Genomic DNA, 22,925 nt, shown 5'->3' on the forward strand with positions numbered 1-22,925 from the left:
GCTGCTGCGCCTCCGGAAAGAGAGGACGAAACATGGCGGAGAACAGGAGCAAGGTCAGGCCGCTGCCCATCGGCGTGGACAGCTTTGAGGATTTGATTACCAACGGGTATTATTATGTGGATAAAACCGGGCTGATAAAAGACCTTTTAGATCTGGGAGGAAAGGTCAATCTCTTCACCCGCCCCCGGCGTTTTGGCAAGACGCTGAACATGACGATGCTGCGGAGCTTCTTCGAAATACCGAAGGATGAGAGTGCGGCGGAAAAGCAGAGAGAGCTCTTTTCCGGTCTGAACATCGCGAGGGCAGGAGAGACGTACACCGCGCAGATGGGCCGGTATCCGGTTATCTTCCTGACGTTGAAATCAGGAAAGCAAAACAGCTGGGAGTTGGCCAGGGCGTCCCTTTACAATGAAATTGAGAAAGAGTTTGGCCGTCATTCAGGAGTGGTGCTGTCGTCGGAACTGGACGAAGCGAGCAGGGAGCAGTATCGGCGGATCATGCAGAAGGAACGGCGGGAGGAAGATTATCTGCAGTCCCTGCAGTTTCTGTCTGCCTGTCTGGAGTCGGCTTACGGGAGCAAGACGATCATTCTGATCGATGAATATGACGTGCCGCTGGAGTCGGCTTATGCGGAAGGGTATTACAAAGAGATGGCGGACTTTATTCGCTCGCTGTTCGAGTCGGCGCTGAAGTCCAATGAATCGCTGGCCTTTGCGGCGCTGACCGGGTGCCTGCGGATTACGAAGGAAAGTATCTTTACGGGGCTGAACAATCTGGAGATTTTTTCGGTGGCGAGCTATGGATACGCGGAACACTTTGGCTTTACGCCGAAGGAGGTAGAGGAAGCGCTGCGCTTTTATGGAAAAGAAGCATATTTTCCGGAGGTGAAGGAGTGGTACGACGGCTATCTGTTCGGGGACACGGAGGTGTACAATCCGTGGAGCGTGGTGAACCATTTGAAGCAGATGACCATCAAAGAGGATATCAGGCCGAAGGCCTACTGGGCGAACACCAGCGGCAACACCATCGTGAGGACGCTGATTGAGAAAGCGGACGCGGGAGTCAGGGCGGAGATCGAGGAGCTGATGGCGGGCGGGGCGGTCGAGAAGCCGGTACACGAAGATATTACGTATGACGAGGTGGATAAGGACATCAACAATCTATGGAACTTTCTGTACTTTACGGGATATCTGACAAAGGAGTCGGAGCGAAGAGATGAGGAAGACACCGTCTATGCGACGCTGCGGGTTCCAAACCGGGAAGTGAGAACGATATATAAGGACCACATCCAGAACTGGTTTGAAAGTGAGCTGCTGGAGCAGAGCGGCGTGAAAAAATTGTACGCCGCAACGCTGAGCGGAGATGCGGGAACGATGGAGGGGGAGATCGGAGGTCTGCTGAGAAGGAGCATCAGTTATATGGATAGCCGGGAAGCATTCTATCACGGTGTTATAATGGGGCTTTACAGCAACCTGGCCGGTTATACGATGGAATCCAATCGAGAATGGGGCGACGGGAGACCGGATTTGGTGCTGTTGCCGGAGAGTATACGGGAGACTGCGATTATCTTAGAATTGAAGTGGACGGAGGATCCGCTCAAGCTGGAGGCGCGCTGTGACGAGGCGGTGACACAGATACGGGAGAAAAACTACTGCAGGGATTTGGCGCTGAGGGGATATGCGCAAGTGATCGCCTACGGAATTGCATTTTATCGGAAGGACTGTGTGGTGAAAGTATACGGGGCATGATACGGACGGCCAGTTTTGGCTATAATCTGTATTCTATGGTCCACGCCATGAGCGAGGAAAAGAAGCCCTGAAATAGGACGAAAGGCGGCTCCGGCCGGCGAAGGAACTTACGCCGTGCTCGGGGCCGTTTTCTTGCAATCGTGCTAGATGAATATAGAAGGCAGTAAAAACTTTGTCTCGCCTGTAGGTCAAAACAGCAAAAAGCGTTCGTGAAATAGGTTATTTCACGAACGCTTTTTTTGTCTTTTTACACTCTTAGTATAGACATTTTTCGTCTTTTTGTAAAGGATTATTGTCGAATTTGATCACAAAACCAACAAAAACTCAAATAATTGATAAGAATCTGTGACTAACAAACCTAGTATCTTCCATAATTCTTAATATATTTATATACAAAAAATGAATAAGCCGTCAAATGCGCCGTCAAATCCCTGTCCTCCATTAGAACCAGAGACATTGAAACATCAGGCTTTTATGGATCCTGCGTTTTTTTTCTTCAAAAAACCGGTCAAAAATGCGCCGTCAGAATAAGCCGTCAAAAAAAATTAAACGTTGGAATTTCAATGCCTAAGGGGGTAAAGTCGTGAAATAACCTATATCACGACTTTCGCGGGCGCAAAGACAGCCATCACGGCTGAAGACAGCGGCTCTCCCGGTGGGCCCACACCTCCCGGAAAGAAAGAGAAAAATCCGGCGCCCCCACATCGCCGGATTTTGCACCGCTGGACAGATGCAGTGTTCGATATAGAAATGGAAGACAGTACTGCAGGAGGAGAGGTAATGAACAAAACAGAATGGAAGCGGATGCTCTGCGCGGCGCTGATTCTCTGCATGATGACAGCGATGATCCCTGTCGGAACAGCCTATGCAGCGGAGAAGCTCGTATTTAATTTTGAAAGCGGGACGCTTGCGCCCTTTACCATGGTAACGGGAAACACGCCGGGGCCGATTGGTAGCCGGACGACGGAGTTCAACTCCCCGCAGAGAAATATCAATAAAGAAGGGACCTATTATCTGACGTCCATCGAGGACGGATCAGGCGGCTACAGCGACGGCTATACGGCGGAGTTCAGATCGCCGCTGTTTGTTCTCACAGGGACGGAAGTCACCTTCAAGGTGGGAGGAGGAACGGATTCTTCCAAGCTTTACGTGGCGCTGTGCGATGAAAGCGGCACAGTTGTCAGGAAGGCGACGAGTCCGACGAATCAATATCTATTCACAGATGTGACCTGGGACCTGTCGGGGGCCATAACGCCGGGGAATGTGTATTACCTGAAGATCGTAGATTCCTCCACCGGGGGATGGGGACATATCATCTTCGATGATTTTCAGGCCCAGGGCTACGTCTGCGAATATCTGACGGACAATATCGCGAAGGCGGTCACCGGATGGGATCAGGCCAGCCTGGAGGCGCTGCGGACCACGGTGGCCGAGAGCAGCGACAGCTGGAGCGATCCATCGGAGGCCGAGGCGGTGTATCTGCAGATTTCAGAGCTTCAAAGCCGTCTGCGGGAACTGTGCTCCGGCACGGTGGCGCTGGACGACCCGCGAATCCCGGTCTTCACGAAGGACGCCGACAATCTGAAGCAGGCGATCAGCACGAAGGCTCTGGGACTGCAGGGAATGAAGATCCTCTTCGTGACCCGGCAGCAGTACGCGGGCAGCCATCACAACACGCACACCATGTTCCCCGCCGCGGACGGAGAGTACGATGGGAAGGCGAATTTTCGGCCGGGCAGCGCCCTGAAGGTGCTGGATATGGCCACCGGAGAGGTGACCACGCTGATGGAGACCGCAACGGGGGCGTACCGCGACCCTGACGTATCCTATGATGGAAATCGCGTGCTGCTCTCGGTGAGGGACAGCGCAGACAGCAGCTACAATATCTGGGAATACACGCTGAATGACAGCAAGACGGCTATCGTGGATTCCAGGCAGCTGACCGCCATGAAGAACGCGGACGATATGGACCCGCTCTATATGCCCAGCGGAAACATCGTGTTTTCTTCCACTCGGGACCCGAAGTACGTCATGTGCAACCGCCATATAGCGGCCAATCTCTACCGCATGGAGGCCGATGGGGCCAACATCGTCAAGATCACCAACAGCACGCTTTTTGAGCGGCCCACCGATGTTCTGAACGACGGACGCATTATCTACGACCGCTGGGAATACAACGACATGAATTTCGGCAGCGCCCAGGGGCTGTGGACGGTGGGGGAGGACGGAACCCAGCAGGTGACGTATTACGGCAACAATTCCCCCGCCGGCGCGGTGATCGACGCCAAAGCCATCCCGGGAAGTCAGAAGGTGGCGGCCATCCTCAGTTCCTGCCACGACAGGCCCTGGGGAGCGCTGGCGGTCATCGACCGGAGCAGGGGCGTGGATGGAAAGGACCCGGTGATCCGCACCTGGCCGGCCAGCGCGATCAACAGCGTGCGGGATCAGAATCAGGGCCTGAGCATCGACGCGTATTCCGGTCTGAGTATCAAATATGAGGACCCGCGGCCCCTGGACGAGGATCATATCATAGTCAGCAGGCAGGTCCAGTCTGGCAGCGAGAAGATGGGGCTTTATCTGGTGGACAGCAGTGGAAAAGAGTCGAAGCTGTATGTGGACGACACGTCCCGGGGGGCCTATGACGCCACAGTGCTTGCGAGCAGGACGAAGCCCATCGTGCTGTCGGAACGGAGAAATTATAAGGACGAAGCGGGGACCTTTTTCGTGCAGAATGTGTACGAGGGAGAGCACATGCAGGGCGTTGAAAAAGGCACGGTCAAGACACTGCGCATCGTGGAGTCCGTGCCCAAGCGTTATGTGGCGATTTCGAACCAGTGGGCGGCCGAGGGACAGGAAAATCCCGGAGTCAACTGGCACAGCTTCGAGGTGAAGCGGGTGCTGGGGGAGGTGCCCGTTTATTCCGACGGCTCGGCCTATTTCGAGGTGCCGCAGGACAAGTTTGTATATTTTCAGCTGCTGGATAAGGACGGGAAGATGATCCAGTCCATGCGCAGCGGCACGCTGGTCCAGTCCGGAGAGAAGACGGGCTGCGTGGGCTGCCACGAGGACAGGAGGATCACACCCGATTTAAACAACCCGGTGAAGACGCCGGAGGCGCTGCGGCGGAGCTTTTCCGCGGACGGCGTCAACGTGCCGGACAAGCCGACTCTGTATGAGCAGACCAGGGGCGGGACTGTCTACGGCGGGACGCCCTATGAAGAGACGAAAAACATGAATTACCTGACAGACGTACAGCCCATCTTCACGGCAAAATGCCTGGACTGTCACGGGTATGACAGGAAGGACGGAAACCTGACGCTGGCGCCGGACAAGGGTGTTATTTTCAACGCGTCCTACGTGGATCTCTGGAGAGCCAGGGGAACCTCGGCGCGGTTTGGAAACTATCTGGGCGTTATCGGCGCAGGCTCCACGGTCTTCACTCCGGCCATGAGCTGGGGCTCCTATTCCAGCCCTCTGGTAAAGGCTGTGTTCAGCTCTCAGCACGAGAGTTATCTGAAGAGCGTGGGCAAAGAGCCGCTGACCGCGGCGGAAAAGCGGAAGATTGCGGAGTGGGTGGATCTGAACGCCACATATTACGGCGATTACAGTACGAATTATCCCAACGGACCGGGCGGACGCTCTCCGCTGAGCTCCTCGGAGCTGAGCAAGATACCGGGCGGCCTGCAGTGGAACTTCGGGTGGAGCGAGAGCAGAGCCATGCCCATCTATTTTGACAATCCGGAGAAGAGTCCCATCCTGTCCCGCTGGGCGGTGGGCTCCGCCGAATACAATCAGGCGCTCGATGTGATCAGGACGGGCCAGCAGCGTCTGAAGGACAATCCCGACGTGGACATGCCGGGCTACACGCCGCGGAAAGAGGACGCCTGGCGGAATGAGAAAGTCGCCATCCGAGACCAGATCGAGGCGGAAAACCGAAAGGCCATCGATGAAGGCCGCAAGCTCTACGACTGGGATCACGAGATCCAGGATCCGCTGACGGCGTGGCCGGGGTGGAATCAGTGAGAAACTCGATGAAGGCGGCCGCTGTTTCCATGGGCCTGCTGGCTGCGGCCCTGCTGGTCGGTTCGCTGTTGAATGACGGGTTGTTCGGGGGAGCCTTTTACACGAAATGGATCTTTTTGATCCCAAGCGCGCTGTTTTCCGGGGTGCTGGTCCTCTGTCTTGTACAGAGGGGGGGAAAAGGTCTGTGGTTTTATCTCTCTCACGGCGGGCTGATTCTGGTGATCGTGGGCGCCCTTCTGGGATGGGCCATCGGCCGGGAAGCAACCTTTCAGATCCCGATTGATTCGAATACGACCTACGGCGAGGTACAGATGTCCTCGGGGGAGCTCCTGTCCTTCGGCTTTGACATCTCCGCTCAAAGCTTTGCGCTGGAGCGGAAGGGGGAGGCGGTGAGCCAGTATACGGCGGAGCTGCGGGTGATCGACGGCGAGACAGACGACGTCCGCCCCATGAAGGTGAATGCGCCGGTGGCTCATCGGGGCTGGAAATTTTACCTGATGGATTATGACCACGAAAATCAGTCGTATCTGTTCCTGTACGCGAAGAAGGATCCTGGAAACCGTCTCTTCGCCGCAGGGCTGTGGATGATCGTGATCGGAACGGCGGGCCTCTGTTTTCAGGGCGCGTTCGGGGCGAAAGGAAACGGAGGGCGCAATGGAAAAGCTTGAGCTTCTGGCTGCGGCGCTGAGTTTGGGGGCGGCGGTCTGTTATCTGGCCGCAGGGGCTCTTTTTCTCGGGAGACCGGATAAGGGCGCTGCTGCGGCGGCCCTTGGCTGGTGCTTTAACCTGGGCATTTTTATCAAGAATATTGTACTGAACGGATATGCGCCCTTTGCCAGCATGTATCAGGTGTTGTCCGTGCTGTCGCTGTGCTTTGTGCCCATCTGCCTGTTCCTGACGCGGAAGAGACAGGCGGATCGCTGGCTGTGGCCTTATTTCTGTTTTCCGGCGGCGCTGCCGCTGATCGGAACGCTGTTTATGGACAAAGAGCTGAAGTGGGCTCTCGTCCCGGCGCTGCAGTCGGCCTGGTTTGTGCCCCACGTGCTCAGCTACATGCTGTCCTACTCGCTGGCTGCCGTGGCCTTTGCGCTGACAGCGGTCTCTGCAGTGAGACGGGAAGGGGAGCAGAGGCTGCGGTATGAGCACGCGGCGTATCGCATTTTGAGGACGGCATTTCCTTTCATGACCGCAGGGCTTTGTTTCGGAGCCCTTTGGGCAGATCAGGTCTGGGGGAATTTCTGGCAGTGGGATGTGAAGGAAATCTGGTCGCTGATCACGGCGCTCTGTTATCTGTGCTATTTTCATTTTCGGCGGGTTCCGGGCGGCCGCCGTGCGGCGAATATTTGGTCAGTTCTGGGATTCGCCAGTCTGATCGTCACCTTTTTATGTGTCAACCTGCTGCCCGGAGTGGAGGAATCCTTCCACTTGTACGCGTGAGGAAAGAAAGGAGCCGACGAGTGCTGAGAAAAATCAAGGGATGGGGAAAACGTCCGTCTGTTCTGCTTCTGACGGGGCTGCTTCTTGCGTCCGCCGCCGCGCCGGCGGCTTACGGCGAAAGCAGACTGGAAGAGTATGAGCGGGAAAATTTGAGTCAGATGACGGTGACCACGCCGCAGGAGGAGATCGTTCCGGAAACAGTGGGCGGCGAAGGAGCGGAAAAGGCGCTGCTTCGGGCCTGGTCCATCATGCCTGCGTCCGACGGGGCGAAAGGGACAGAGGGCGCGAGAGACGAGTCCGGGTACAGTTCGCCGCTGGAGGTGGCTGTTTCCTCAAACAAGATCTATGTGGCGGACTATACGGCAGGATGCGTTCGGGTATTGAACGCCGGCGACGACACGCAGAAGGCGGTGATCCAGCTGGCGGAGCGGCCGACCGCTCTGCGGCTCTCCGCGGACGGCGGGAGACTTTATGTAGGAGCCGGCGGGGCCAACGGAAAAATTTATGAGATCGACACGGCGGCGGACGCCGTTGTCCGAACGCTGGAGGCGGGTCATACGCCCAGCGCTCTGGAGCTCTCCGCGGACGGCGGTACGCTTTATGCGGCCAATCGGTTTGACGGCACGCTGCAGGTGGTGGATCTGCATACAGGAGCCACCACAGCGGTGCTGCCTGTCACAAGAGAACCCATGTCCATGGTGCGGACGGGAGACAAGCTGTTTCTGGCCAGCCATCTGATCACGGGAAGCGCGCAGCAGGACAGTGTGGCCTCCGATGTGGTCTGCATTGATCTGAGCGCGCCGGATATCGCGGCGGAATCGGCGCGGACGACGATCCGGCTGATGAACGGTTCCACGAATGTGAAGGATATGGCGGTTTCTCCCGACGGAAAATACGTGTATTTGAGTCACGCCGTCGGGCGGTACAACGTAGCCACCACCCAGGCGGACCGGGGCTGGATCTACAACAACGCGGTGACGGAGCTCCGCGTGTCAGATATGGCGATAACGGCAGTGATGATGCTGGACGATCTGGACCTGGGAGCCGGAAATCCCTGGGGTGTGGCGGCCACGGACACAAAGCTGTTTGTGGCCATCTCTGGGACCCGGGAGCTGATGATCATCGACCGGACCAGGATGCGGGCCAAGATCGACGCGGTGACGGACGGAAGCTATTGGAACGGCAGGAATGCGGCGCTGAAATATCAGGGCTATCTGCAGAATAAAGATGATATCGCCAACGACCTGACCTTTCTGACGGAGATGAAGACGCGGGTGAGCCTGGGACAGGACGGGCCCAGAGGACTGGCGGTTTCGGAAGACGGACGGACGGTGTACACGGCTAATTATTTTTCCGGAAGTCTCTCCGCGGTAAGCGCGGATGGAGGGTCAAAGCGAACGGTGAGCTTCGACACGGCGGCGGAGGATGACGTGAGAACCGGCGAACGGCTGTGGAACGACGCTACCATCGGCTATCAGCAGTGGCAGAGCTGCGCCTCCTGTCACCCAGACGCCAGAGTGGACGGTCTGAACTGGGACAATCTGAACGACGGTATCGGCACGCCCAAGCAGGCCAGAAGCATGCTCTATACATTTAAAAGGGGAAGGGTGATGGCCACGGGGATCCGGGCCAACGCCAAGGTAGCTGTGCGGGCCGGACTGAAGTATATCATGTTCAACGCCAACTATCCGGAGGAAGGGCTTCTGAAGATCGACGCGTATCTCCAGTCCCTTGAGCCTGAGAGCAGCCCGTATCTGGTGAATGGACGGCTCAGCGAGTCGGCCCAGCGCGGCAGAGCGCTTTTCGATGGACAGGCCGGCTGCGCCGGCTGCCACGCCGGAGAGCTCAAGGGGCAGGATAAGCTGATCTACAACTATACGCAGACCGGAAATGAGACGCGGGGGCTGTTGGTGCCCCCGTTGGTGGAGGCCTGGCGGACGGCGCCCTATCTGTGCGACGGCAGGGCGGCCACGGTGAACGATGTGTTGACTACCTTTAACCCGGGTTACGACCAGGGGAAAGGAATCCATGGAAATGTCAACGATCTGTCGGAATCTCAGCTGGAGGATCTGTGCAATTATGTGATGTCTCTCTCCGATGAAATTACAATGCTGACGGCAAGTCCCGCGCTGCTGGACTTCGGCGTCATAAACGACGGGACGGCATCGCCGCCGGCGATGACCGCAATTGTCCAAAATGAGTCGGACGCCGTCATTTCCGGGCTGAAAGTCCGCATGAAGGACGCCGTTTCCTTCCGAGCAGAGCTGGCGAAGAGCGAGCTGGCCCCCGGCGAGACGGCGGACCTGACGATCTCGCTGACCGGCGGCGCGGTTGGTCCGGGCGCTTACAGCGATATGGCGGTAGTCAGCGCGGAGGGGATGGACGCGGTCACGGTGGAGACGCAGGTGTTGATTCCGGGAGAGCTTGCTTTGAGCGGCTCAGCGGTGGTCGGAGAAACGATGGCCATGGCGCCCAAGGGAGTTCGCAGCGATCTGAGCTATCAGTGGTACAGAGGAGCGGGGGCGGAGAATATGAGTCCCATTGGGGGCGCGCGCCAAAGCTTCTATACACTTACCGCAGCCGACGAGGGCATGGTGGTGAAGGTGGAAGCGGCCCGGGGCGGCGAGACGGTGCTGACCTCTTCGGTCAGCGAGACGGTGAGCCGGACGGCTCAGACTGTCAGGCTGCAGGTTGAAGGCGTGCCGAGAGTGGGCGAGACGCTGACAGCAGCCGTGACCGGGACGGACGAGCCGTATACCTATCGCTGGCTGACCGGTTCCACAGTGCTGAGCAATACGGATACCTGTAAAATACGCCCGTATGAACAGGGCAAGGTGATCACAGTAGAGGCCGTCTGCGCCCAGACAGAAAACGTCCTGAAGAGCCGGCTGCATCCTGTATTGGAAAAAAATCAGGCGCTGGTGCGGATGACGGTCAAGGATGAAATGGGAGACCCGCTGGGGGCCTGTGATATTTATGGCCAGGACGATCCGGAGACGGCGCTGGCTGTTACAGGAAGCGACGGAAGGGCAGAATTTGCAGTCGGTGCGGGAAACTACACATTCACAGTGAAAAACGGCGGCCGGGAAACTTCGGTGGCTCTTGAGATCGGCGCGGCGCAGATCGAAGCTGGATCTGCGGAGTGCGGCGCGGTTCTCGCCCGGGGCGAGACGTACACGCTGAGCGGGAGGTTCACAGCAGCCGGCGAGTACGGGGCCAGGGCGGAGCTTCTTGACGAGACGGGAAGCGTGGTGGCCTCCGCGGATCTGCGGGCGCAGAAACAGAAGGAATTCACACTGACGGCTGCGGAGGGAAGCTATACGCTCCGGCTCACGAAGCCCGGTCATCTGAGCTGCACCGTCAGGGAGATTCCGCTGCGGGGAGATCTGACCATCCTAGAAGGGCTGGTATTGATCCCGGGAAAGATCAGGCCGGGTACGAGCACCATCGATTTCAACGATATCGCCGCCATGTCCGGCGCCTTCGCCGGTCTCTTCCGTGCAGCCGATCAGCCTGACATCGATGGAGACGGTCTGTTCACGGCGCTGGATCTGCAGTATGTGCGGCAGAATTACGGCAAGTCCGCCATAGATACGACCTTTGCGGAGCTTGAAGGGGGTGTTGCCGCGCTGGAGAAATAGAAGGGCTCCCTCAAAGGGAGAGACGTTATTGAGTGTGAGTTTGAAAAGGAGGAAGTTATGAAGCGGAAGAAAAAGCTATTGGCGCTGCTGCTCAGCGCCGCCATGGCGGTTGGAAGCTTCGGCATGCCGGTATTCGCGGATGTCGGCGCCGGCGTCTCATCCGGCGCGGCGCAGGATTACAAATGGAGCTTTGAGGACGGCACGCCGCTGCCCTTTACACTGGTGGACGGGGATATCGGCAGTCAGCCCTTTATTGCCATGTGGGATTATTGCCGAAACCAATACGACAAAAGTGAGACGGTAAAGAAGGCATATGCGAGTAATAAGGACGGTACGTACTATATCAGTACGCTGAACGAACCGCTGAAAGGTCAAAACTATGATTATCCGAAATGCTCGGAGAGCTTTAAGGGAACACTGCGCTCTCCGGTGGTCAGCCTGGCCTCGGACACGGTTTCGATTAAGTTGTCCGGAGGATCCGGAAATTACTTTCGGATCGTAAACGCATCGGACGGCACGGTGCTTGCTACGCAGAACGCACCGGGAGCGTTCAAGCCCGCCGGCGGCTCTCAGACGACAGGTTTCATCTTCCGGGACTATACGCTGAATATTCCGGCTGCGTCTTATACGGACGGGATGGAGGTCTATTTTGAACTGGTAGACAATACCACTTCGTCCTATGGCTTCGTTCAGCTGGACGACGTGAAGTTTCGCGCCTATTCCGTGGCGGAGGTCACGGGTGTGACCAAATATGCGGTTTCCGCCAATTCGACGGGAAACGGCACGCTCTCCGTGAACACAGAGAGCACTGTGAAGAACGGCGCGGTACAGATCGCGGTAACGCCCAATGAGGGAGCGGAGCTGCTGAGCCTTACGGTGACGGCGGCGGATAATTCCATTGTCGATATGGGAACGAAGACGCTGGCCTTTAACATGCCAGGTCAGGACGTGACGATAACCGCGGTCTTTTCCACGGATATCAAAGAGTTCGACGCCATACCGGCGGTCCGCTACACCATCGGCGAGGCGGGCAATCCCCTGCCGGAAAAGGTGGCGGTCACATATTCTGACGATGTAAAGGGGAATGTGGACGTCACGTGGGACGCCGCGACCTACTCTCTGGATCGGGCGGGTACCTACAATGTGACGGGAACGGTGGGGGGGACGAGCCTGAAGCCGACGTTCCAGCTCACAGTCTACGAGCCTGCCGAAGGAAATTACATTCTGGGCGGAGCCTTTGCGCTGAACGAGGGCTCTGAGACGGAAGGAACCTATACTGCGTCAGTGAAGCTGAATGGGATCAGCGCGGTGGCGGGAACCTTTGGAATTCAGTACGACTCCGCGATCATGAAGGTGAAGCAGGGCGGCACGGCGTATTGGAACGGTGCGACCGGCTCCGGCGTGACGATGCCCTCGGGGAGCAATTATATGATCCTCGGCTGGATGTCAGGAGAGGAACCGGGGCGTCCTCCTGTGGACGCCTCCGCGGCGCCGGTGGAGATCATGTCCGTCGCCTTCGACATGACGAAGGCCGATTACGACCGGCTGTTCTGCCGGGATTCGCTGAGGGTTTACAGCTATGAGGGAACAGACACGTCGATCTGGCACAACGGCGGCTACCTCATCGACAGCGGAACGGCATACGCTTTCGCGTCGCAGAACACAGTCAGCTATGAGAGAATGGACCGCTATCTCACAGAGATCACCGCGCTTCCGGGGGCCGTGGTCACCATCAACGGCGTTTCCGCAACGGCCAACGCCCAGGGAAAGGTCCTCTTCGCTCTGGCGGACGGCGTGACGGCCTATCAGGCGCAGAAGACCGGGTACTTGCTGGCCAGCGGGACCTTTACAGCCGCCGCCGGGACGGCCCAGACCATCCCGATGAAGGAAGATCAGGGCGTCGTGAGCTATAAGTGGAGTTTTGAGGACGGAACGCCGCTGCCCTTTACCCTGGTGGACGGGGACGTCAGCGCCTATCCTTTCATTTCCACATGGGATTACTGCCGGAATGAAAGGAAATCAAGTGCGGAGATCCAAGAGATCTACAACATCAACAAGGACGGCACGTATTACTTGTCCACACTGCAGGAACTGATCGCGAATCAGAATACGGCAGCTGCAGCAGATAAATACAATGAGGCATTTAAAGGGACGCTTCGGTCGCCCAAGGTCAGTCTGGCGTCAGATACGGTGGCCTTTAAGCTCAGCGGCGGAACGGCCAACTACTTCCGGATCGTGGACGCGGCGACGGGCACAGAGCTGGCCAGGCAGAACGCCCGCGGTACTTCAAAGCCCGCCGGCGGAAGCCGCGCCACTGCCAATATCTTTCATGACGAGTTGCTGACCATCCCCGCGGATAAATATCAGGACGGTATGGAAGTCTATTTTGAACTTGTGGACGCCGCAACAGCATCCTATGGGTATGTGCAGCTGGACGACGTGCGCTTCAGCGCTTATTCGGTGGAGGAGCCGCCGGCTATGGATAGATATTCCATATCGGTGGACGCACAGGGAGCGGGCACGGTGACGCTGAACACGGAGAGCACGATCCAAAACGGCTTTGTGCAGGTCACTGCAGTTCCCAATGAAGGAGCAGAGCTGAAAACCCTGGAAGTTACGGCGGAGGACGGAAGCGCTGTGGCCATCGGCGCCGCGGGTCATGCATTCGCTATGCCCGCGCAGAATGTGACGGTCTCTGCCGTCTTCGTCGACGGTTATGGCATCGGTCTGGAAAGCAGCGGAGTGACCCTGACCAGCGGAGCGGTAGCTCTGAGTCTGGGAACGGCTGCAGAAGGCTACACGTCGGCAGAGTCTGCCACGATCACGGTCAGCAACAGCGGAACCGGGAAGGTGACCGGTCTGAAGGCGGCGCTGAGCGGAGCCGGAGCGAACAGCTTCACGCTGGGAACACTGTCGGCCAATGAGATCGCTCAGGGAGCATCCGCAACCTTTACAGTCGAGCCGAAGCCCAGTTTGGCTGTGGGGACTCACAGGGCCACGGTGACCGTGACCGCGGACAACGGCGTGACGGAGAGCTTTGACGTGACCTTTGAGGTGACGGCGAAGGCGGCCGGCGTGACGGTGAGCGGGGCGTTCAGTTTTAACGGAGGAGCAGTGCCTCAGATTTCGGATCTTGTGAGCGGTATTTCCCACAAAGTGGGCGACGCCGAAGTGACGAAAGAGGGACATCGTATCAGTGCGGCGAGCGGAGAAGAAAATAATCAAAAATACGTTTCTGTTTCTATCCGTAAAAATGGGGAAACAAAGGACGCATTGTCAATCAAAATCTATGACACAACCGCGGGACAAACGCTCGATATGAGTCAAATCATTGTTAAAATCAGCGCTGAGAGCATTACCTCAAAGCAGGTCAACTATGAGCTCATGAACATGGCGCCCGGTACATACAAGATTGTAGCGGCAAAGAAAAACCATACGCCGGCCGTGCAAATTGTTACTGTTACTGATCAGGATGTGGCGATAAAAGAGATTGCGGTAACCTATGCCGGCGATATCAACGGCGACACATATATCAATGACAGTGATTACAACCTGTTGATGACCATGTATGGAAAAGAAAGCGAGTCATATGATTTGACAGGGGATTCCCGTATCAATGATTCGGACTATAATTTGTTAATGACGAGATATGGGAAGTAAAAGAAAGGATCAAAGTCGATGAAAAAACGTATTATAACGATTTTGACGGCGACTTTTCTGGTGCTGCAATTATGCAGCACCGGAATGGTAGCGTGGGCGGCGACGCAGACAGACGGACAGACCTATATAAGCGCCACATCGCCGGCGGACGCAATTTCCGATACATTAGATCAATCGCTGTTTGCAGGCGCGGTGGTGGAGTATGAAGAGGTCGACGCGGCTTCCGGCCGGTTTAAACTCAACGTATATTCTTACAATCGCCGGGGCCTGCTGCTTGGATGGGATTTTATTTATAACACCGACAAGCTCGTTCTTGCAAACAAAACGACGGGAGCGACTGTTAGTGTCAGCGCCATGATGTCACAGGCCATCGAAGGCGCGCTCAAGGACGCCGGCGAGCTGGGAAGTGCTGTAGATATCACAAGTCCGGATCTGGGCGTTATGACCTTTCCGACCAAAAAGTTTGATAAGACAACAGGAAAAGCGACAATATCCTGTGGGGGCAGCACAAATATAGCGGACCTGTGTGAATATTTCGGGTGGGTCGATAATGAGTATACGCTGGCCATGACCCGGCAGGGAGTCGGCTATCAGCTTTATTCTCTGCACTGTAAAGTAATCAATCCGGCGGATCTGGAAACGGTTTCTCATAATGATTTTCAGCTGGATGTTATACCGGAAAATGGCCGTGTAACGGGAATTGCGGTTTACCAGGGGGACGATGTTTCGGCAAATCGTGTATATTTTAAAGATTTCCCGGGAGATGCGGCATCAAGTACCACCGATCTGACGACCATCGGCGTCGCCGACATCGCCGCACCGGCGGTAGGCGGAAACGTACCTGTCAGCACGACCGTCACCTTCGGCGTGGGAAGCGGAACGGCCCCCGATCCGGCAGCCGCGTCCATCGCCTGGACAAAGGGCGGGGCCGCTTACAACGAGTCCACATTCCAGGATTACAGCACGGCCTATACGGCCACTTTCACCGTGGATATTCCCGAGGGCTGCGCGTATGCGCAGGGGAGCACCGCGGTGACGCTGGGCGGACAGGATGCCGGCCCCGTGACGGTAAACGGAAACAAGATCTCCTTTACGAAGACTTACACCACAGCGGCTGCACCCGGCGCAGAGCCTGTTGCGCCGCCGAAGCCGGCCGATCCGGATTCCGGCATGGTCAAAGAGGAGCCTTCTGTCACCACGGGACAGAGCGCCTACGAATTTACGTATAAGAGTACAGGAACGGGAACGCCTGTCATGGGCAAGGTGACCCTGAAAAAGAAAGCGGGAGGCGCGTTCGACCTGAACGCTCCGGCGGATGCGGCGACGGTCTATCAGATGACGGCGGCGCCTCAGTCCGGATATAAGTTCACCGGCTGGAAAAAGACAACGGCAAATTTCAGTCTCTTTGCGCTGGATGAAAATGGAATCGACACTTCGTCGGCCACCATCGAGGGAACAGCCGGCGTGCTGAGCCAGTATACCCCCGTCTTTGCGGAGCAGAGCGTGGTGACGGCAGACGACCCCAGGCTGGACCAGATGACGGTAAGCACAGCGGATGGAAAGAGCATCCTGCTGCGTACGGATCACAAAACGGACGGCTTTGCCTCCGATGTGACGGATTATCTGCTGTACCTGATGCCGGAAGCCACCGGATTCGATCTGAATATGGTGATCGCCACGAAGGAGGAGGACAATGGGGCCTTCAACAGTGTGGTCAAGGTGAACGGTCAGACGATCGCGCCCACGGAGACTCGTAAGGACGGCATGGTAAGACGGGCATACGCAAAGACCCTTGAAACTGTGAACGGAACGGTGACCATTGCGGTGACGTCTGGCGCGAAGACCACCGAATATACCATTACTGTGGACAAGATCGCCGTGGCGCCCACGATCGCCATGGATATCACGGATAAGAATTCCGGGGTCTATGGAATGGACGTCAGCCTGCAAAATACCATCGCCAATGAGTTTTCCTTCAGTCTGACGCTGGATCCCAGCGTATTTATGGGATTTACGGTTGGCGCTGCAGAGCTGACGAACGGAGATGTATCGGCGGCGCTGAATGGACAGCTGGCTGAGGGAAGCGCCTTTGAGGTGGTGAAGGCGTCGTACGATTCCTCGTTGAATACACTGTCTGTGGTCATGGCCGCAAGGGACGGCGGATACGTGGACTGCACCGCAGGAACGACCATCGGAACGCTGGAGTTCAGAACGAGCGGAGGGACCAGCGTCCCCGCGGCCGACTGGGCGAAGCTGATCATCGACGCGGATTTCTCAAAGAGCATGCTGACGGATCAGCGGTTCACTGCCTTTGAAGAGACCAGCGCCGCCTTCGACCAGGGATTGATCCGGATCACGGTTCCGGACATGATGACCATTGCCGGATATCTGAACTCCCTGATGAAAGCGGATGTACAGGCCAACGTGGCGGCCATTCACGTAAAAAGCGGCGCGGAATCGGTGACGGAGCTGAAGCCGGATGCGGAGCGATGGTTTGCAGGAAAGGTGACCAATGGAGAGTATACGTTGGAGATCGTGCTGCCCAACTACATCCGGTGCGAGGTGGCTATAGGACCGGAAAACAGCGTCGTTGGGGCCATCGCCATGACGGCGGGCGACCTGAACCAGGACGGTCACGTAGACGCGCAGGACCGCGCGAGACTGATCGAACTGCTGTACACGTCTGTTCAGGCAGGCGAGGTAGGAGATATTGACGGAGACGGGCGGATTACCGGAGGAGATCTGGGGTATCTGCTGGCAAACATCGGAAGATAAGGTTTCCGTCGCGTATTGGAATGTAGGATGGCAGGCTGCGTTTCGCCTTTTGTGGAACGCGGCCTGCCCAATTGCGAAGACAGAGGCACACAGCGGGAGGTATTATGAAACGGATTCGGACAGTCCTTTGGATCGGGATTGCACTGATGATGCTGGCGCCGGCGGCCGCGGCTGCCGCGGAGAAGGCGCCTGTGACACTGACAGCCGCCATGGGAGGAGAGCGGGAAATCGTGCTGACCGTGGGCGTGCGGAACACAGAGTTCAACGCGCTGCAGCTTGCGGTGGGATTTGACCCGGATAAGCTGACGCCGCGCCTGGCAGAGGGCGAAGGAGAGGCGCAGGACCCGGAGAGCATGACGGACTACCTGGCCCCGTTGTACTACAGGGGATCGGGATGGATGCAGTGCGAGTTTGGAGAGTTTGATGAGGAAGCGGGAATCGTGGAGCTGACCTTGTACGTGGATCCGGCGTCGAGAGGAAGGGACGCGGATGCCGATGGATTTATGGCGGCAGGGACACAGGGACTGGAACTGGTATCCCTGCATTTTACGTTGGATGAAACTGCCGTTTTTACGGCAGATACGATAGAGCTGGCGGCCACCTCCAGCAACGACCGTTATGTGATATTGTCTGCGAAAAATCCCCAGAATGTGGGCAATCCCACGATCAGACGAGGAAAGAGTGTGGCGGAGCGGGATTTTACAGCCCTGGGAATCGCGCTGAGTGAGACGGAGGAACCGGAGGAGGACAACGACGAAGCTGGAGATGGAAACGCCGGAGACGGCGGAGCCACTGGGGGATCTGGTGGAGAAAACCAGTCCCAGGGAACAGCGCCGCCAGAACCGGGGAAGGAGCCGGGACAGGGATCGGGGCAGACGGAGAACGGAGGAGCCACTGGGGGATCTGGTGGAGAAAACCAGTCCCAGGGAACGGCGCCGACAGAACCGGGACAGGAGCCGGGACAGGGATCGGAGCAGACGGAGAACGGCAGCGGCCCATGGCAGACGGGACCGGCGGCTGAAGCGCTGTCTGACATGAGGGGCCACTGGGCCGAAGGCTATGTGCAGGCGCTGGTATCCAGGGGGCTGGCCTCCGGTTATCCCGACGGGACCTTCCGGCCGGAAGCGCAGCTGAACCGGAGTGAATTCTGTGTTGTGCTGTGTAAAATGGCGGGGATCTCTCCCGCCGCAGGAGAAAATCGATTTTCAGATCTGCAGGAAGCCTGGGCGGCGCCGTATATCAACGCCCTGGCCGACGCTGGAAAGGTGAGCGGCGTGGGCGGCGGGCGCTTTGAGCCGGAGCGGGCGATCAGCCGTCAGGAGGCGGCGGTGCTGCTCTCCGGCGCGCTTGAGCTGCCGGAGACGGAGCGGACGCTGTCCTTTACAGACGTGCAGCGCATTGAGACCTGGGCGCTGGACAGTCTGAAGCGCACGGTGGCCGCAGGCCTGTTCAGCGGCTATGAGGACGGCACTCTGCGGCCAGAAGGCCTTATAACCCGGGGCGAGATGGCCGCTGCGGTGACGCTGGGCCTGGAGAAGATGGAACGGGAAAGCAAATAGGAGGCGGAAGAGTGCAGGACAGTTTGAACAGAAAAGGACGAAGGCTTCTGCCCCTGCTGCTGGCAGTCTGCCTGGGAGTCGGAACCTCTCCGGCCTTTGGCGCGGCGGATGAGGGGGAACTGGAGCCTTTCTCAGCGCTGACGCCTGAATTGGAGGCGATCACAGTCAGCGCAGGGCATATTCACCAGCCGTTCTCTTCCACGTCGTATATTTATGATATGACGCTGGGGCCCGGGGAAGATCGCTTTTCCCTCACAGCCGTTCCTGCGGAAAAGGAGTGGCCGCCCACGATAGAGGTACTGCTTGACGGAAACGAAACGGACGGATGGATCCTGTCGGACGGGGAGCCGTCTCCGCCGGTCGAGGTGGAGACAGGGCAAAGCCGGCAGGTGACGGTTCGGTCCAGGGCCTGCGAGGGGGAAAAGAAACAGAGCTATACCATATCGGTGTATCGAACGGGACTTTCACTGGTATGGAAGCCGGGAGAAGTCTGTCAGACGCAGGAAGGCGCGCAGGTGCTGCCGGTGAGCCTGTACGCCCCGCCGGGCACGGAGCTCAGGGTGCTGGATTTTGCGCTGGGTTTTGATCCGAACATACTGGAGCTGGCTGAAGCCGGCGGCGCTGTCACGGAGGATATTTATCAGTGTGTGGAAACAGCGGATGGGTTTGCATACAATCCATTCGATAAAACCGGTTTTTTTAAGGAGCTGGATTTCCAGGCGGACAACGTGGCGGGCGTGCTGCGCATCCAGTATGGAAAAGACACGAAAAGCAGGCTGGAGTGTTTCCGCTCGACGGAGGAGAGCGGAAGGCTGCTGACTGTGTATTTTCGGATAAAGGGGGAGCTGAAGGCGGACAGTCTCTTTGTTTTCAGGGAGGATGAGAGGATCAGCCAGGGAATCGCCGTGGTGGACGGAAGCGGACGGGAACTGGTCTGCGCGGACATGGTATCCGTGGAGGGTCTCCCGCAGGAGACTGCGCCCGCCGATCCTGACGACTCTGGCGCAGCGCTCACCGGCCCGGCGCTGGGAGTGATGGAGGTGGACCGGGAGAGCCTGCCGGGAACGCCCGATGCGGCGGGACAAAATCTGGAGGTCAGGCCTCTCGTATTTGTGGATTCGGAGGGGGTCCAGAGGTTCGGATTTCAGGAGGACGTCTTTGATTATGATCTGTATTTGCTGCCGGGGGACGAAGCGGGACTGATCCTGCGCAGTCTGAACGACGTGACCGCAGTCACAGCCGCCGGTTTATGGGCGGATGACGGGACGGCGGAAACAGAAGCGGCAGGAGGGGGGCAGATCGCGCTGATCAGAGATCCCAGCGGAAGCGGAACAGGTCCGTACGGGGTCAATTGGTGGGCGGATGTTCCGGGAAGAAATTTGACTCTGCGCCTGCAGGACGGGGAGACGGATCGAACCGTGCGGCTGCTTCTGACCGATGCGGCGGGGAATGGGAGCGTCTATACCGTCTCCCTTCATCGGGCGGCGGAGCGGCCCCGGTCCGTCCTTTCCGCTTCAGGCGGAAGGGTGACGGCAACCGTGGAACAGTCTGCGTTTCGGACGGTCAGTTTCGCGCTGATCCTGACTCCGGAAAAATCCCTGGAGCTTACAGAAGAGGCGGTTCGTACACAGCTGGAACGCTCCCTGAGCGGCGCTGCGCTCTCCGTGGCAAAGGTGACGCTGAGCGATCCGCAGGGCTTGCAATCCGATCCGGGCAGAGCGCCGGAGGGGGCGAAGGAGCTTCGGATACTGCTTGACACGGGAGATTCGTCCGATCCCGTATCCACGCTGGACCATCCAATGACCATTGCGCTGTTTGAAGGGGACATGAGAGACGTCTGGGGCGTGGGCGGCGACGAGGGGAACTCCATCGGCGACGCCCGGCTCGGCGCTCTGTTTCGCACCACAGCGCTGGCGGGCACTGCAACGCTGAGCGGGACGATTCTGGCGTATCATAGCGGGAGCCTGCCGGAGGTAACGCTGTATGAAGCGGAACTGGCGGCGTCCTCAGACTGGCCGGAGACGACTCTGGAGGCGGCCGGTATTCCGGCGGAAGTGGTTTTGCTGAACGGACAGACGGGCTACGGCTTGAAGGAGTTTCAGTATACCGTGTCACTGAAGGCGGGAGTTCCGTATACCATGCGCATTCAAAAGACCATGCATACCAGCTGCACGGTGAGCGGAATCATGCTGGCCGGGAATGAAGGAATGAATCCCATTCCGCTGTATGCAGGAGATTTTGACGGCGACGGATGGATCAGTCTCTTCGACGCGGATCTGCTGACCTTGCATTCCGGCCGGGGCGGCGGGGAGAAAGAACAGGCAGCGCAGTACGATCTGGACGGAGACGGGGCGGTCACGCTGTTTGATCTGGATGTGCTGACCGGAAAAGAGAATTATGGAGGACGAAACCGGGCTGTCGCCTGGGAGTCCCTTCGGAAGGGAGGTGAAATTGAATGAGGCGCACAACAAGGATGATACTTCTGATCCTGTCACTGGTTTTGAACCTGTCGGTCCCGGCGTTTGCCGGCAGCGGGCAGGGGGGCGCGGAGGCAATCGCGCCGAAGGTCACGGTAAAGGTGAATCAGGTGACCGATGACGATACGCTGGAGGTAAGCCTGCAGGCCGACGGCGCCGGGTCAGGCCGCATCTTGTCCGTGGCGGCGGTTCTGCGATACGACACAGAACGGCTGACGCTGATCGGCTGGGATGCGTCAAAGACGCCGGTGGCGCTGAGTACAGAACCTGCGGCGCCCGTATCCGGCCAGACCATGGCCCCGGGCAATGTGGCGGGGAAGCCTTCCCTGGCTTTTCGAGCCGCCGCGGGAGAAGGGGGAGCGGAAGAAACAGAAAAGTCCGCAGCGTATGTGTATGTTGCAGCGCAGGGACACAACGGCAATGACCTGACAGCGGGGAAAGAGCTGGCGACGATCCGGTTTCGGATCCAGGGACCGGCAGGGGAGGCGGCTGACTTCACCGACGCGCTGAGTCTGGCAGAGCTGACGGAGTTTCAACCGCAGTTTCCCATGGCGGCGGCGCCGGCAGCCATGAATGTGAGCGGAAGGTATTATCGCTCGGACTGGACTGCGGATGGAGCCGGTATGGAGAACTATGCGCGTCTGACGGTGGAGGCCGGTGAGATCGCGTCGCCCACCAGAGGGCCCAGCCTGTACGGGGGCGGAGGAAGCGGCGGTCCGGCAGACAGCAGCGCCTTTGCGTCCCTGACCTTCTACGACTGGGACGACACGCTGCTTGGGACCCGGATCGTGGCGAAAGGGGCCAGCCTGAAGGACCCCAACAGCGAGGAGACGGACAACGACGGCAACGGAATTCCGGATAAGAAGGACTACGAGACGCTGCTGGCGTCGGCGGCGCCGGAGCAGATCGGCGAGAACGGCCACCTGCTGGATTCCGTGCTGGAGGAAAACGGCTTCGCGCCGGTGGCTCCGGAGGGAAATCTGCTGGTCAGTCCGGTGACCGACCAGAACGGAGAACCCATCAGCGCTGTCAATAAAGAGGGATATCTGTATGCGGGGTGGGTGGATTATGCCACCGGGAGATCCACGCCGGACAGCAGGCTGACGGACAATACGAACAACGTGGCAAAGCAGACGGGGCTTGTAGATCTGGCCTCGGTCAGCGCAAGCCAGACGGTAAAGGCGGCCTATAACGAGGATGCTTCTAAAATAGGCGTGAGCGCCACCGGAGCCCAGAATAATACGGCGGCCAAGCGGTATCAGGTGTATTATAGCCCCTTTGTCAGAACCAGCGCCGGTTATGTGACCACCTTTACCGTGAAGCGTTCCGGCTCGACCAGACGAGCCAACGACGGGGAGACGTATCTGCAGATCGGTCTGCAGTATCTGGGTTTTCAGAGCTCCACGCTCCGGGTCGTGCCGGGGGTGAAGGACATCGAGACCTTCGAGCTCACCCTTCCGTTAAACGCAGCCGCCACGTTCAACACAGACCGAGCGGTGGCATATCAGATATTTGGCGGCTCCAGCGCCGGCGTGGAGGCTAGGACGAACACCGCGTATATCAAGGCAATCGCGGTGCAGTAAACGAAATAGAAAAAGAGGAAGG

Annotated in this window: 10 protein-coding genes; all 10 read left to right on the forward strand. The window is 58.0% G+C overall.

Translation table 11 applies throughout. The features are described from left to right. Positions 1 to 32: 32 nt before the first annotated feature. The 10 genes from E0E37_RS07915 (at position 33) to E0E37_RS07960 (ending at position 22,903) form a co-directional block, all read left to right on the forward strand. A complete protein-coding gene (locus tag E0E37_RS07915) occupies positions 33 to 1,748 on the forward strand; it encodes an AAA family ATPase (RefSeq protein ID WP_130862494.1) in 1,716 nt (571 codons plus the stop codon). 780 nt (positions 1,749 to 2,528) lie between these two features. Then, the gene (locus E0E37_RS07920) at positions 2,529 to 5,771 is read left to right on the forward strand and encodes an HzsA-related protein (RefSeq protein WP_130862495.1); all 3,243 of its coding nucleotides are present in this window, start codon (positions 2,529 to 2,531) and stop codon (positions 5,769 to 5,771) included. After that, positions 5,768 to 6,439 carry a cytochrome c biogenesis protein ResB gene (locus E0E37_RS07925; RefSeq protein ID WP_154940213.1) on the forward strand — a complete coding sequence of 224 codons (672 nt, stop codon included), beginning with the start codon at positions 5,768 to 5,770 and terminating at the stop codon, positions 6,437 to 6,439. Before E0E37_RS07920 ends, E0E37_RS07925 begins: the two co-directional genes overlap by 4 nt. Further along, positions 6,426 to 7,208 carry a cytochrome c biogenesis protein gene (locus tag E0E37_RS07930; RefSeq protein ID WP_130862497.1) on the forward strand — a complete coding sequence of 261 codons (783 nt, stop codon included), beginning with the start codon at positions 6,426 to 6,428 and terminating at the stop codon, positions 7,206 to 7,208. The genes E0E37_RS07925 and E0E37_RS07930 overlap by 14 nt, the downstream gene beginning before the upstream one ends. Positions 7,209 to 7,228: 20 nt before the next feature. Further along, the gene (locus E0E37_RS07935) at positions 7,229 to 10,849 is read left to right on the forward strand and encodes a c-type cytochrome (protein ID WP_165445274.1); all 3,621 of its coding nucleotides are present in this window, start codon (positions 7,229 to 7,231) and stop codon (positions 10,847 to 10,849) included. 57 nt (positions 10,850 to 10,906) lie between these two features. Then, complete coding sequence (locus E0E37_RS07940; protein ID WP_130862499.1) at positions 10,907 to 14,509, forward strand: InlB B-repeat-containing protein; 3,603 nt, start codon at positions 10,907 to 10,909, stop codon at positions 14,507 to 14,509. Positions 14,510 to 14,527: 18 nt separating this feature from the next. After that, positions 14,528 to 17,284 (forward strand): dockerin type I domain-containing protein, encoded by a 2,757-nt coding sequence (locus E0E37_RS07945; RefSeq protein ID WP_130862500.1) that lies wholly within the window; start codon positions 14,528 to 14,530, stop codon positions 17,282 to 17,284. Between the two features lie 104 nt (positions 17,285 to 17,388). After that, positions 17,389 to 18,843 (forward strand): S-layer homology domain-containing protein, encoded by a 1,455-nt coding sequence (locus E0E37_RS07950; RefSeq protein WP_130862501.1) that lies wholly within the window; start codon positions 17,389 to 17,391, stop codon positions 18,841 to 18,843. A gap of 11 nt (positions 18,844 to 18,854) precedes the next feature. After that, positions 18,855 to 21,302, forward strand: a complete 2,448-nt coding sequence (locus tag E0E37_RS07955; protein ID WP_165445275.1) for a cadherin-like beta sandwich domain-containing protein — start codon at positions 18,855 to 18,857, stop codon at positions 21,300 to 21,302. Continuing rightward, positions 21,299 to 22,903 carry a hypothetical protein gene (locus E0E37_RS07960; protein ID WP_130862503.1) on the forward strand — a complete coding sequence of 535 codons (1,605 nt, stop codon included), beginning with the start codon at positions 21,299 to 21,301 and terminating at the stop codon, positions 22,901 to 22,903. The genes E0E37_RS07955 and E0E37_RS07960 overlap by 4 nt, the downstream gene beginning before the upstream one ends. Positions 22,904 to 22,925: the final 22 nt, after the last annotated feature.

It is taken from the genome of Bacilliculturomica massiliensis, from assembly GCF_900605495.1.
In the GTDB taxonomy this organism is placed as follows: domain Bacteria; phylum Bacillota; class Clostridia; order Peptostreptococcales; family Anaerovoracaceae; genus Bacilliculturomica; species Bacilliculturomica massiliensis.